The organism is Streptomyces sp. NPDC002044 (genome assembly GCF_040296725.1).
GTDB lineage: Bacteria > Actinomycetota > Actinomycetes > Streptomycetales > Streptomycetaceae > Streptomyces > Streptomyces antarcticus.
Map to the genome: position 1 here is coordinate 1 of NZ_JBEOXU010000033.1, position 12,343 is coordinate 12,343.

Annotated in this window: 15 protein-coding genes; 7 read left to right on the top strand and 8 right to left on the bottom strand. The window is 72.6% G+C overall.

Annotation, left to right across the window (positions count from 1 at the left end; translation table 11 throughout):
* Positions 1-183 precede the first annotated feature (183 nt).
* The gene (locus ABT106_RS11555) at positions 184-387 is read right to left on the bottom strand and encodes a cold-shock protein (protein ID WP_351275452.1); all 204 of its coding nucleotides are present in this window, start codon (positions 385-387) and stop codon (positions 184-186) included.
* 237 nt (positions 388-624) lie between these two features.
* On the opposite strand from ABT106_RS11555, the gene ABT106_RS11560 reads away from it, so the two are divergent.
* From ABT106_RS11560 to ABT106_RS11575, 4 genes are all read left to right on the top strand, one after another.
* Positions 625-1,482, top strand: a complete 858-nt coding sequence (locus ABT106_RS11560) for a menaquinone biosynthetic enzyme MqnA/MqnD family protein (protein ID WP_351275454.1) — start codon at positions 625-627, stop codon at positions 1,480-1,482.
* 233 nt (positions 1,483-1,715) lie between these two features.
* Complete coding sequence (locus tag ABT106_RS11565; protein WP_351275456.1) at positions 1,716-3,446, top strand: serine/threonine-protein kinase; 1,731 nt, start codon at positions 1,716-1,718, stop codon at positions 3,444-3,446.
* A gap of 72 nt (positions 3,447-3,518) precedes the next feature.
* Complete coding sequence (mqnC, locus tag ABT106_RS11570) at positions 3,519-4,718, top strand: cyclic dehypoxanthinyl futalosine synthase (RefSeq protein ID WP_351275458.1); 1,200 nt, start codon at positions 3,519-3,521, stop codon at positions 4,716-4,718.
* 7 nt (positions 4,719-4,725) lie between these two features.
* The gene (locus ABT106_RS11575) at positions 4,726-5,376 is read left to right on the top strand and encodes an imidazolonepropionase-like domain-containing protein (protein ID WP_351275460.1); all 651 of its coding nucleotides are present in this window, start codon (positions 4,726-4,728) and stop codon (positions 5,374-5,376) included.
* Here ABT106_RS11575 and ABT106_RS11580 read toward each other — a convergent pair.
* On the bottom strand, positions 5,342-5,809 hold the full coding sequence (locus tag ABT106_RS11580; protein ID WP_351275462.1) for a response regulator transcription factor: 468 nt from the start codon (positions 5,807-5,809) through the stop codon (positions 5,342-5,344). The two genes, ABT106_RS11575 and ABT106_RS11580, sit on opposite strands and share 35 nt — an antisense overlap.
* 52 nt (positions 5,810-5,861) lie before the next feature.
* The gene (locus ABT106_RS11585; RefSeq protein ID WP_351275464.1) at positions 5,862-6,791 is read right to left on the bottom strand and encodes a DUF3152 domain-containing protein; all 930 of its coding nucleotides are present in this window, start codon (positions 6,789-6,791) and stop codon (positions 5,862-5,864) included.
* Positions 6,792-7,144: 353 nt separating this feature from the next.
* On the opposite strand from ABT106_RS11585, the gene ABT106_RS11590 reads away from it, so the two are divergent.
* Positions 7,145-7,837, top strand: coding sequence for a demethylmenaquinone methyltransferase (locus tag ABT106_RS11590; RefSeq protein WP_351275466.1), 693 nt, complete (start codon positions 7,145-7,147; stop codon positions 7,835-7,837).
* 7 nt (positions 7,838-7,844) lie between these two features.
* Positions 7,845-8,756 (top strand): glutaminase, encoded by a 912-nt coding sequence (locus ABT106_RS11595; protein ID WP_351275468.1) that lies wholly within the window; start codon positions 7,845-7,847, stop codon positions 8,754-8,756.
* Between the two features lie 35 nt (positions 8,757-8,791).
* Here the strand turns inward: ABT106_RS11595 and ABT106_RS11600 are convergent, their stop codons facing one another.
* Positions 8,792-9,322, bottom strand: a complete 531-nt coding sequence (locus tag ABT106_RS11600) for a GNAT family N-acetyltransferase (protein WP_351275470.1) — start codon at positions 9,320-9,322, stop codon at positions 8,792-8,794.
* A 97-nt stretch (positions 9,323-9,419) separates the two neighbouring features.
* Here ABT106_RS11600 and ABT106_RS11605 point away from each other — a divergent pair, with 97 nt between their 5' ends.
* Positions 9,420-10,703 carry a geranylgeranyl reductase family protein gene (locus tag ABT106_RS11605; protein WP_351275472.1) on the top strand — a complete coding sequence of 428 codons (1,284 nt, stop codon included), beginning with the start codon at positions 9,420-9,422 and terminating at the stop codon, positions 10,701-10,703.
* Positions 10,704-10,765: 62 nt separating this feature from the next.
* On the opposite strand, the gene ABT106_RS11610 is transcribed toward ABT106_RS11605, so the two are convergent.
* The 4 genes from ABT106_RS11610 to ABT106_RS11625 form a co-directional block, all read right to left on the bottom strand.
* Entirely contained in the window at positions 10,766-11,212 is a 447-nt protein-coding gene (locus ABT106_RS11610) for a PIN domain-containing protein (protein ID WP_351275474.1), read from the bottom strand.
* Positions 11,209-11,400 (bottom strand): hypothetical protein, encoded by a 192-nt coding sequence (locus ABT106_RS11615; RefSeq protein ID WP_351275476.1) that lies wholly within the window; start codon positions 11,398-11,400, stop codon positions 11,209-11,211. Before ABT106_RS11615 ends, ABT106_RS11610 begins: the two co-directional genes overlap by 4 nt.
* Positions 11,401-11,411: 11 nt before the next feature.
* Positions 11,412-11,663, bottom strand: coding sequence for a hypothetical protein (locus ABT106_RS11620; protein ID WP_351275478.1), 252 nt, complete (start codon positions 11,661-11,663; stop codon positions 11,412-11,414).
* An 83-nt stretch (positions 11,664-11,746) separates the two neighbouring features.
* Positions 11,747-12,196, bottom strand: a complete 450-nt coding sequence (locus ABT106_RS11625) for a hypothetical protein (RefSeq protein WP_351275480.1) — start codon at positions 12,194-12,196, stop codon at positions 11,747-11,749.
* Positions 12,197-12,343 lie beyond the last annotated feature (147 nt).

Here is a 12,343-nt window from a genome sequence, read left to right on the forward strand (position 1 = left end):
CGAGCTTTCGAAGGCGACCGGGTCGAAGCCCTGCGCCTTGGCGTAGCTCTCGCCGGTGGTCTCGGCCTGGGCCCGCGACCCCACCCGGGAGGGAAAGGCAGGAGCCCCGCCGCTCTGCTCGCGCAGAGGGTGACGGGGCTCCTTGGGTACTGCTTCCAACCGCGATGAGGTTGGCCCAGGCGACTAGGCCGGGGTGACGTTCTCCGCCTGCGGGCCCTTCGGACCCTGCGTGACGTCGAAGTTCACCGTCTGGTTCTCTTCCAGGGAGCGGAAGCCAGCGGCATTGATCGCGGAGTAGTGGACGAAGACATCCGGGCCGCCGCCGTCCTGGGCGATGAAGCCGAAGCCCTTTTCAGCGTTGAACCACTTGACGGTTCCGGTAGCCATGAGCCCTCCTATGGGCCAAAGGGTCGCCCTGCTCCAGAACCTGCTAAGAAGTCTGAAAACTACAAAAGCCTGCGGGTCACATTCTCCGCAGGCCTCGTACTGCAAGGGAAACCAAACTGCAACTTGCGACGAGCCTAGCACGCACCCTCGGGCCAGGACCAGAGGGAAAGATCACGTCACCCGGACGTTTGAGGCCCGCCGGAACGCTGACGTGATGAGGGGGGCTAGTCTCGCGATGTGGACGTCTATCGCAGCCGGCCCCGCGTCGGCCACATTCAGTTCCTGAACTGCCTGCCCCTCTACTGGGGGCTGGCCAGAACCGGCACGCTGCTGGACCTGGAGCTGACCAAGGACACCCCGGAGAAGCTGAGCGAGCGCCTCGTCGCGGGCGAGCTCGACATCGCCCCCATCACCCTCGTGGAGTTCCTCCGCAACGCCGACCAGCTCGTCGCCTTCCCCGACCTCGCGGTCGGCTGCGACGGTCCCGTGATGTCCTGCGTGATCGTCTCGCAGGTGCCGCTGGAGCAGCTCGACCGCGCCCGCGTCGCGCTCGGTTCGACCTCCCGGACCTCCGTGCGCCTCGCTCAGCTGCTGCTCGCCGAGCAGTACGGGGTCCGGCCCGACTACTACACCTGCCCCCCCGACCTGGGGCTGATGATGCAGGAGGCCGACGCCGCGGTGCTGATCGGCGACGCCGCTCTGCGCGCCTCCCTGCACGACGCCCCCCGGCTCGGCCTGGCCGTGCACGACCTGGGGCAGATGTGGAAGGAGTGGACCGGGCTGCCGTTCGTCTTCGCCGTCTGGGCCGCCCGCAAGGACTACCTCGCCCGCGAGCCCCTCGTCGTCGAGAAGGTCCACGAAGCGTTCCTCGCCTCCCGGGACGTGTCCCTGGAGGAGGTCACCAAGGTCGCCGAGCAGGCGGCCCGCTGGGAGGCATTCGACGCCGACCTCCTGGAGCGGTACTTCACTACCCTCGACTTCCGCTTCGGTCCCGACCAGTTGGCCGGAGTGCGGGAATTCGCGCGGCGCACCGGACCGACGACGGGCTACCCGGCGGATGTCGCCGTGGAGTTGCTGAACACCGTCCGGCGATAGTCCCGCCATGGTCCCTTCATAGGCGGAGCGGGCGAATGCCTTCTTTCCCGGGAATTCCCTCCCTTTTCGCATTACGGTCGCCCCGCGGGAATGCGAAAAGGGAATGCGGGCCGGAGAAGAGCGGCACCGCGGGAAGGCCCGGACCCCGGGCCGCCGCGCCCCCGAAGCCCTAAGGTGCTGAGGGCCGGACCGTGCGGGAGGCCCGGCCCGGGAACTCGGGGGAGGGGAACGCGATGCAGCCGCTCGAAGCCGGCGAACCGCGGACCATCGGCGCGTACCGGCTGCTCGGCCGGCTTGGCGCGGGTGGCATGGGCCGGGTCTACCTGGGGCGCAGCGCGGGCGGCCGGACCGTCGCCGTGAAGATCGTGCACCCGCACTTCGCCGCCGACGAGGAGTTCCGGGCCCGGTTCCGCCGCGAGGTCGAGGCCGCCCGGCGGGTGGGCGGCGAGTGGACCGCGCCCGTCCTGGACGCGGACCCCGGCGCGGCCGTGCCGTGGGTGGCCACCGGGTACGTGGCCGGGCCCTCTCTGGACCGGGCGCTCGCCTCGTACGGGCCGCTGCCCGAGACCTCGGTACGGGCCATCGGCGCCGGGCTCGCCCGCGCCCTGGTCGCCGTACACGGGCTGGGCCTGGTCCACCGGGACGTGAAGCCCTCCAACGTGATGCTGACCCTCGACGGGCCGCGGCTCATCGACTTCGGGATCGCCCGCGCCACCGACGGGACGGCCTCCCTCACCTCCACCGGGGTCTCCATCGGCTCGCCCGGCTACATGTCGCCCGAGCAGATCCTCGGCAAGGGGATCACCGGCGCGGCCGACGTCTTCTCCCTCGGCGCGGTACTGGCCTTCGCGGCGACCGGGCGGCCGCCGTTCACCGGGGACAACTCCGCCACCCTCCTCTACAAGGTCGTCCACGAGCCGCCGGAGCTGGGCGACGTCCCCGCCGGACAGCTCCGCGACCTGATCGGTGCCTGCCTGGCCAAGACGGCCGCCGGCCGGCCCGCCCCCGGGGACGTGGCGGCGGCCCTCGGGGACGCCCTGGGCACCCCGGGCTGGCTCCCGGGGCTCCTCGTCGAGGAGGCCAGCCGGGCCGCGGTGGCCCTGCTCGACCTGGACGCGGCGGCTCCCGAACACCCCTCGGGACCGGTGCCCTTCACCACCCCCTCCTACGGCGGCGCGGCCGCCCCCGGCGCCGGCTTCGGGGCGCCGGACCCCTCGTACGGCTACCCCCACGGCCCGGCCGGGACCGGCTCCGGGCCGCGTCCGGCGACACCGGGCCCGTACGGACGGCCCACCCCGGGCTCCACCGGCTCCCGGAGCGCGCCCGAGGGGCGGCAGGTCACCGTGACCGCCGCCGGACGGCGGTTCAGCTGCACCGTGGTGCTCGCCGCGGCCGCCGTCCTCGCGGTGGTCTCCGGCGGCCTGTACGGGCTCGGCCTGCTGCCCGGCGGCGACGGCGGGGGCCGCGACGTGGCCGGCGACACCGGTGCCTCGGCCTCCCGGACGCCCGTCCCGGCGGGCAGTGCTCCGGCCAGCCCGCGCGCGAGCGGCGGCCCGGGCGGGAGCACCGGCCCGACGGCGAGCGGCGGGCCGCCCGCGGGCACCCGCGACGACGTCCCCCCGGAGCTCGTCGGCACGTGGAAGGGCACGGCCACCACCAACCTGGGGGCACCCGTCGCGTTCGAGATCACCATCCGGGCCGGCCGGACCGGCAGCGTCGTCGGCCGGGACAAGTCCGTCGTCCCGGTCCTCGGCACCGACTGCGGCGGGGACTGGAAGCTGGCCTCCGCCACCGACCGCTCCCTGGTCCTGGACACCTCCGGGGGCCCCAACCCGGCCCCCGGCATCTGCTCCGGCGGCTCCGCCGACGAGCGCTTCACCCTCAACCCGGGCGGAACGCTGCACTACAGGTCGGGCGACAAGGCGGCCGGAAACCCCGAGGGAGACCTCACCCGAAGCCCCTGACGGGCCCGCGGCGGCGCTGGCGTACGCTGGATCGGTCCGGACCTTGACACACCGCCGAAAGGTGACGCACCGGTGACCGACCAGGCCGCTCTCCAGTCTGTCCTCGACCGCGCCGCCGCGGGGGGCCGGATCACCAAGGAAGAGGCGCTCGACCTCTACCGGCACGCGCCGCTGCACGCGCTCGGCCAGGCCGCCGACGCGGTGCGCCGCCGCCGCTACGCCGGCACCGAGCACATCGCGACGTACATCATCGAGCGGAACATCAACTACACGAACGTGTGCGTCACCGCGTGCAAGTTCTGTGCCTTCTACGCGGCCCCCAAGGACGAGAAGAAGGGCTGGTCGCGCGACCTCGACGACATCCTGCGCCGCTGCGCGGAGACCGTCGAACTCGGCGGCACCCAGATCATGTTCCAGGGCGGGCACCACCCGGACTACGGCGTCGAGTACTACGAAGAGCACTTCGCCGCCATCAAGAAGGACTTCCCGCAGCTGGTCATCCACTCCCTCGGCGCGTCCGAGGTCGAGCACATGGCCCGCATCTCCGGCGTCTCCGCCGAGGAGGCCATCGCCCGCATCCACGCGGCCGGCCTCGACTCCTTCGCCGGCGCCGGCGCCGAGCTGCTGCCGGAGCGGCCGCGCACGGCCATCGCGCCGCTCAAGGAGTCCGGCGAGCGCTGGCTGGAGATCATGGAGATCGCCCACCGGCTGGGCGTGGAGTCCACCTCCACCATGCTGATGGGCACCGGCGAGACCAACGCCGAGCGCATCGAGCACATCGCGATGATCCGGGACACCCAGGACCGTACGGGCGGCTTCCGCGCTTTCATCCCGTACACCTACCAGCCCGAGAACAACAAGCTCAAGGGCCGCACCCAGGCGACGATCTTCGAGTACCTTCGCATGATCGCCATCGCGCGCCTCTTCCTCGACAACATCGCCCACATCCAGGGCTCCTGGCTGACCGTGGGCAAGGAGGCGGGCCAGCTCTCGCTGCACTACGGCGCCGACGACCTCGGCTCGATCATGCTGGAGGAGAACGTCGTCTCCTCGGCCGGTGCCAAGCACCGCTCCAACCGCCAGGAGATCATCGACCTGATCCGCAAGGCGGGCCGCACCCCGGCGCAGCGCGCGACCACGTACGAACACCTGCTGGTGCACGACGACCCGGCGAACGACCCGGCCGACGACCGCGTGGTCTCGCACATCTCGTCCACCGCCCTCGAAGGCGGCACGGCGCACCCCGAGTTGAAGCTCATCTCGACCAACTGACCCCGCCGTGCTGACGCTTCACACCGCCGAACACCTCGTCACCGGACCGGGCTCCGCCCCGGTGCCCGGTGGCGCGGTCCTCGTCGAAGGGGACCGGATCGCCCGCGTGGGGGCGTACGCGGAGCTCGCCGCGGCGTACCCGCACGCCCGCTGCCGGCGCTGGCCCGGGGTGCTCACCCCGGGGCTGCTGGTACGGGGCGCGGACGAGCTGCTGGAGCGCACCTACTACCCGGACGACCCGTACGAGGTCGCCGAACTCGGCGCGGAACCGGTCACCGGCGACGCCGCGCTGGCCGGGCTGAAGATGACCGAGGCGCGGTGGGGCCACAGTGCCCGGCGCGGTACGCAGAAGCTGCTCGCGCGCGGGGTGACGGCGCTCACCGGCCGGTTCACGATCGCGGCGGTGCGCACGGCCGTGGTCCGCTCCGGGCTGACGATCCTGCCCCCGGCGGCCGCGCCCGGCGCGGCTCCCGCGTCCCTGGACCCGTTCGCCGGGCGGGCGTCCGTCGAGGAGGCGTTCCACGGGGTGCTGGAGCCGGGCGTCCCGGCCCGGTTCGCGGTCTTCGCGGCCGCGGACCGGGCGGAGCTGCTGGAGCGGGGCGCGACCAGCTGCGTGGCCACGGTCATCGGTGGACGGCTGCTGCACCGCCGCCGCTGAGCGGGCCGCCGGGCGTGTGATCGGGGGCGAGGGCCGTGGTGAGGTTCCGGGCCGGCTCCGTGGTGAGGTCCGGGAAGTCCGCGTCCGCGAGGTCCGCGTCCGCGAGGTCCGCGTCCGCGAGGTCCGCGTCCGCGAGGTCCGCGTCCGCGAGGTCCGCGTCCGGGAGGGTCGTGCGCGGGTCCTCGCGGGCGAGGGCCGCCAGCAGGCAGACCTGGAGCCGGCTGATCCCGCCCAGCTTCGCCCGGATGTTCACCACGTGGAACTTGACCGTGCTGACGGACAGCCGCAGCTCGACCGCGAGTTCGGCGTTGGACGCGCCGGTGGCCAGGCACAGGAACACGGCCGACTCCTGCTCGGTCAGCTGGACCCGGGGCCGGGCCGGCTCCCCCTGCGGGGGGAACCACGCGGGGACGCTGAAGCTGACGACGCGCACGGTTTCCACTCCTCGGCCCCCGGCCGGCCCATCCGATGGCCGGCCCTCCCGGTTATGGGACGCTCGGGCCCGACAGATAAGTTCCGTCCGCACTGTACGGCCAGGCATTGGCCGTACAGCCCAGGAGCCCCTTGATCTGCTGCATCATCGCCGGAGCGGGCTGGCCGGGGCCCGGGCAGGTCTCGTGGTCGCGGCCGATCTCGTGCCCGACCTCGTGGTTCACGATGAGCGCGCGGTACTCCTCGACCGGGCCGTTGAACTGCGGTGATCCCTCCTGCCAGCGCTTGAGGTTCACCACGACGGTGTGCCCGGCCCGGCAGTTGGTCTCGCCGATCAGCTCGGGAGTGACCACCTCGCACAGCCGGTCGGTGGTGGTGGGCGTGGCGATCTTGACGGTGAAGTCGACCGGCTGGCCCGCCCCGACCAGCTGGAAGGCGTACGCCGGGTCCCTGGTCCAGCCGCGCGGGTCGCCGAGGATCGTCTCGACGGAGCGGGCCGCCGTGTCCGGGTCGATCCCGCTGTTCTCCTCGACCTCGATCCGCCAGCGCAGCGGGGTCCCCTTGCCCTGGGGCTGCCCGGCGGCGGCGGAGGGCTTGAAGGTGCCCGGGCCGGAGGCCGGGACGGCCGGGGTCGCCGAGGCGCCGCTCGACGCCGACACGGACGGCTTGGGCACCACCGGGGCCTTCGCCGACGGGGCGGCGGGGGAACGCTCGGGCACGGGGGCCGCCTTGCCGCCCTGCGGAGCCGCCGCACCGGGCCCGTCCGCGGGGCTCTCACCGGCCTCCGGCGTCCGGGCGGCGGCCGCCGGCTTGTCGGAGACCTCGGCGGGATCCTCCCCGGGCACCAGCGCGTAGCCGGTCGCGCAGACCGCGAGGAGCGCCGCGGAGCCGAGGATCGTACGCCGCAGCCGCGTCCGCCGCCGCGCCCGGCGCCTGGCGCGCGGGCTGAGGGAGGAGCGACCGGTGGAATGGCCTGCCGGCATCGTGAAGCCCTTTGCTCGGCGGCCGCTGCCGGACCGGCCGCCACGGGGCCACGCTCCGGAGGTGACCCTCACCCGGGCCGCACCCGGCCAGTCAACGCGGCCGCGGGGCATCGGCGTAACTGGCCTTCGGGCCAGTTGTGCGGTTGGGACCCGGATCGGGTGGGTATACCGGAGGGCCGCCGCCGAGACCGGACACCGGGGTGCCGCCCCGGCGGCCCCGCGTGACCTGGGAGCCCCGCGCGACCCGGCCGCCCCGGCCGCCCCGGCCGAGCCGCCGCGCCCGGGGGAGCCGCGGCCTGAGAGGATGGGCCCGTACCCGCCGATCCGCATCGCACACCGAGGGGCGAACACCAGTGACTAGGGCTTCCCTGGACAAGCAGCCGCACGAAGTCGCCTCCATGTTCGACGGGGTCGCGGCGAACTACGACCTCACCAACGACGTCCTCTCGCTCGGCCAGGCCCGGCTGTGGCGCAAGGAGGTCGCCAAGGCGGTCGCCGCGCGCCCCGGGCAGAAGGTCCTCGACCTCGCCGCGGGCACCGCGACCTCCTCGCTGCCCTTCGCCGCGGCCGGCGCGTACGTCGTCCCCTGCGACTTCTCCCTCGGCATGCTCCGCGAGGGCAAGAAGCGCAACCCCTGGCTGCCGCTGACGGCGGGCGACGCGACGAAGCTGCCGTTCAAGGACGACACCTTCGACACCGTGACGATCTCCTTCGGCCTGCGCAACGTCCAGGACACCGACGCCGCCCTGCGCGAGCTGTACCGGGTGACCAAGCCCGGCGGCAAGGTCGTCATCTGCGAGTTCTCCCAGCCCACCTGGGGGCCCTTCCGCACGGTGTACACCGAGTACCTGATGCGGGCCCTCCCGCCCGTGGCCCGCGCCGTGTCCTCCAACCCCGACGCGTACGTGTACCTCGCCGAGTCCATCCGGGAATGGCCCGACCAGCCCGCGCTGGCCGCCCTGCTGCAGAAGGCCGGCTGGTCGAAGGCCGCCTGGCGCAACCTGAGCGGCGGGATCGTCGCGCTGCACCGCGGCACCAAGGACTGACACTGCCGTGGACTACCAAACGCTGCTGGAACAGGTCGCGGCGGACATCGCCCCGCTGATCGGCAGCGGGACGCCCGCCGAGTACATCCCGGCGCTCGCGTCCGTGGACCCCGCGCGGTTCGGGATGGCGATCGTCGACCTCGACGGCAACGTCTTCGGGGTGGGGGACTGGCAGGTCCCCTTCTCCACCCAGTCGATCACCAAGGTCTTCGCGCTCGCCCTCGCCCTGGCCGAGGGCGGCGTCAGCCTGTGGGAGCGGGTGGGCCGGGAGCCGTCCGGCAACCCGTTCAACTCCCTCGTGCAGCTGGAGTACGAGAACGGCATCCCGCGCAACCCCTTCATCAACGCGGGGGCGCTCGTCGTCACCGACCGGCTCCAGACCCTCACCGGAGACGCGAGCAGCGAACTGCTCGGCTTCCTGAGGGAGGAGAGCGGCAACCCCGACGTCGGCTTCGACGCCGAGGTCGCGGCCTCCGAGCAGGCGCACGGCGACCGCAACGCCGCCGTCGCGCACTTCATGGCCTCGTACGGCAACATCGACAACCCGGTGCCCGCCCTGCTGGAGCACTACTTCTGGCAGTGCTCCATCGAGATGAGCTGCGCCGACCTGGCCCGCGCCGGCCGCTTCCTGGCCCGGCACGGCCTGCGCGCCGACGGCTCCCGGCTGCTGACGCGCAGCGAGGCCAAGCAGATCAACGCCGTCATGCTGACCTGCGGGACCTACGACGCGGCGGGCGAGTTCGCCTACCGCGTCGGGCTGCCCGGCAAGAGCGGGGTCGGCGGCGGCATCGTCGCGGTGGTCCCCGGACAGTGCACCATCGCCGTGTGGAGCCCCGGGCTGGACGACCGGGGCAACTCGGTCGCGGGCGTCGCGGCCCTGGACCGCTTCACGACCCTGACCGGCCTGTCGGTCTTCTGACCGCCGCCGCGGACCCGCGCCCCCGGACGCCGCGGTCAGCTCCCGGACAGCGTCAGCTCGTAGCGGCGGCCGTGGCGCACGCCGCCCGGGAGCAGGAACCGCTCCGCCAGGGTCATGCCGAGCCGCTCCGCCACCGCGATCGACCGCTGGTTCTCGTCGCTGATCATCGCGACGACGTGCGGGACGCCCACCGCGCGGACCCGCTCCACGGTGGCCAGCGCGGCGGCGTACGCGTACCCCTTGCCCCACGCGGCGCGGCCCAGCCGCCAGCCGATCTCGATCTCCCCGACCGGCCCCCACTCCTTCTCCCGGGGCCACGGCTGCGCGCCGGTGAAGCCGATCACCGCGCCGTCCGTGTCGAGCAGGGTCCACAGGCAGTGGCCGAGCTGCGCGTCGTGCATGCGCTGGCGCGCGGTGAACTCCTCGTACAGGGACAGTTCGGCGGGCCCGCCGAGGAACTCCATCACCTCCGGGTCGTCGAAGACCCGGTGCCAGGCACGGGCGTCCTCGTCGGTGGGCACGCGCAGCTGCACGGCGGGAAGCGGCCGGGTCGGCGAGGTGGTCATCGGAGGCACCCTTCGGATCGCGATCTCTCTCGCTGCATAGACTGCACATGTCCGGTGCCGTTGGGCACCCTTTATCGAGCCTTCGGGAGACCCCGCAGTGACCGAGCCCCTCTCCGAACACTCCGCGGACGTGATCGTCGTCGGGGCCGGGCCCGCCGGCTCGACCACCGCGTACTACCTCGCCAAGGCCGGATTGGACGTCCTGCTCCTGGAGAAGACCGCGTTCCCCCGCGAGAAGGTGTGCGGTGACGGGCTGACCCCGCGCGCCACCAAGCAGCTGGTCTCCATGGGCATCGACATCTCCGAAGAGGCCGGCTGGCTGCGCAACAAGGGCCTGCGGATCATCGGCGGCGGCCAGCGCCTCCAGCTGGACTGGCCGGAACTCGCCTCCTATCCGGACTACGGACTCGTGCGCAAGCGCGACGACTTCGACGAGACCCTGGCCCGCCAGGCCCAGAAGGCCGGCGCCCGGCTCTACGAGCGCTGCAACGTCGGCGAGCCGGTGCGCGACCCGCGCACCGGCCACATCACCGGCGTGCAGGCGAAGCTCGGCGAGGAGAAGACCCCGGTCACCTTCAGCGCCCCGCTGGTCGTCGCGGCCGACGGCAACTCCTCCCGGCTGTCCCTCGCGATGGGCCTGCACCGGCGCGAGGACCGCCCCATGGGCGTCGCCGTGCGGACGTACTTCACCTCACCCCGGCACGACGACGACTACCTGGAGTCCTGGCTGGAGCTGTGGGACCGGCGCGGCGCGCAGGACCGGCTGCTGCCCGGCTACGGCTGGATCTTCGGCATGGGCGACGGCACCTCCAACGTCGGCCTCGGCATCCTGAACTCCTCCTCCGCGTTCAAGGAGCTGGACTGGCGCGAGGTCCTCAAGGCCTGGTGCGCGTCCATGCCCGAGGACTGGGGCTACACCCCCGAGAACATGACGCAGCCGATCCGCGGCGCGGCCCTGCCGATGGCCTTCAACCGGCAGCCGCACTACACCAAGGGCCTGCTGCTCGTCGGTGACGCGGGCGGGCTCGTCAACCCGTTCAACGGCGAGGGCATCGCCTACGCGATGGAGTCGGGCCAGATCGCGGCCGACGTCATCGTGCAGGCGCACTCCCGCGCCACCCCGGCGCTGCGCGAGCTCACCCTGCACAGCTACCCGAAGGTCCTCAAGGAGACGTACGGCGGCTACTACACGCTGGGCCGCGCCTTCGTGAAGCTGATCGGCAACCCGAAGGTCATGAAGATCGCCACCCAGCGCGGCCTGACCCACCCGGTGCTGATGCGGTTCACGCTGAAGATGCTGGCCAACCTGACGGACCCGACGGGCGGCGACGCGATGGACCGCATCATCAACGGGCTCTCGAAGGTCGCTCCAAAAGCCTGATGGTGCACGACCTGGCCGCTCGGCAGGGAGCCGAGCGGCCAGGACCCGCGGCGGTTCGGCCTTCAGACGTTGACGATCTTCACCTTCGGTGAGCCGGGAAGCTCCTCGGCGGCCTTGCACAGGGCCGGAATGTGCGAGGTGTCGGACGTGACGAGCAGCACCGGGGGCGGGCAGAGCGCGGCCGTGGCCACCACGAGCGCGTCCACGAGGCATGCGTGTCCGTCAAGGCCCGAGGCGTCCAGCAGCTTCGCCGCGGCGTCCGTCACCGCGTCGTTGACCGGTTTCACGTCGAACCGGGAGAGCGGGAACTGGAGTCGCTTGGCGGCCTCCCCGGTTCGGCGCACTTCCAAGGGCGTCAGTGCGGACAGCGCCACGCGTCGGCCGCTCTGCTGAGCGAGCTCGATGCGCGCGCGCATCCCCTCGTCGCCATCGACGTGCAGCGAAAGCCCTTGGGCGTCCAGGACGAGCGTGCCCTCGCTCTTCGCCTTGATCTTGAGGCGCTTGCTCACCACTCCTGTTCCGCCTGCCGCCGCGCTTCGGCGGAGACCGGGCCGAACGCCTTGCGGTCAGCGGCCACGACTTCGCGGAGCTTCTGCGCGGCGAGCCATTCCTCCAGGGCTTCGGCCACGACGGAGGAGAACCCGTTCTTGCCGGTGCGCTCCTCGACTTCCTTGATCAATGACTGTGCGAGAGACACGGATCTCTTTCCTACCGGCCCTCGGCGGCGTCCCCGGCGCGGTGCACCGCCCGCACGCAGCGGGCCAGCAGCAGCAGCCCGCACAGCAGGAACACCGCCGAGGCGCTCCAGCCGAGGCCGAGGGACAGCGCGCTCCCGGGCTTCTGCCAGGGGCGGGCGGTGCCCAGCAGCCAGCCGCCGACGGCGAGGAAGCCGAGCCCGAGCGCGGCCGGGACGGCGGTGGGGTCGGCGCCGCGGGGGTACTCGTGCGGTCGTGCGCTCACGGGGCCACCACCTCCAGGGTCGGGGCGGTCCGACGGTCCGGGCGCGCCCCCGCCATCTTCGCAGGGCCCCGGGCGGCGCCCGGTCAGCGGTCGGGGCGGCACGTGCGCAGGGCCTCGATGTGCAGCTGCTTGAGGGTGGCCCACTGCTCGGCGGTCGCGCCGCTGTCGTCGACGTCGCCGGTGACCGGATTCGGGTCCGGATACCAGGTGACGCCCGCCGCGCGCAGGCACGCGGATTCCTTCCGCGCCGCGGCGAGTTCCTCGGGGCCGGCCTGTACCGGCGGAGGCGGCGGGGGAATCAGCGATGCGCAGGTTGTGTGCGCGGCTTCGTTCCACGGCTTCGACTTGTCCTCGCGGGGCGCGCCGTAATCGGTGTACACGACAGCCACGCCCTCCTTCTTCAGGCAGTCGTAGTACGCGATTTCCGCCGCGGTGGGCGGCGGACTGTCGCTCGCCAGGGGTTCTTTGCCGCCGCCACACGCCGCCAGTGCAATGCAGACGAGGAACAGGGGAGCGAAATGGCGTGCGCGCACGGAGACTTCCCTTGGGGCAGTAGAAGTGGAAGGTGCGCCTCCATGCGGGACGGTGCACGGGGATGCGCCGGGCGAGAATAGTCAGTTCGGCCGGAACGGCGCAACACCCCTACAGGACAAGGGACTTGCGCGCCCATACGGCGTGAT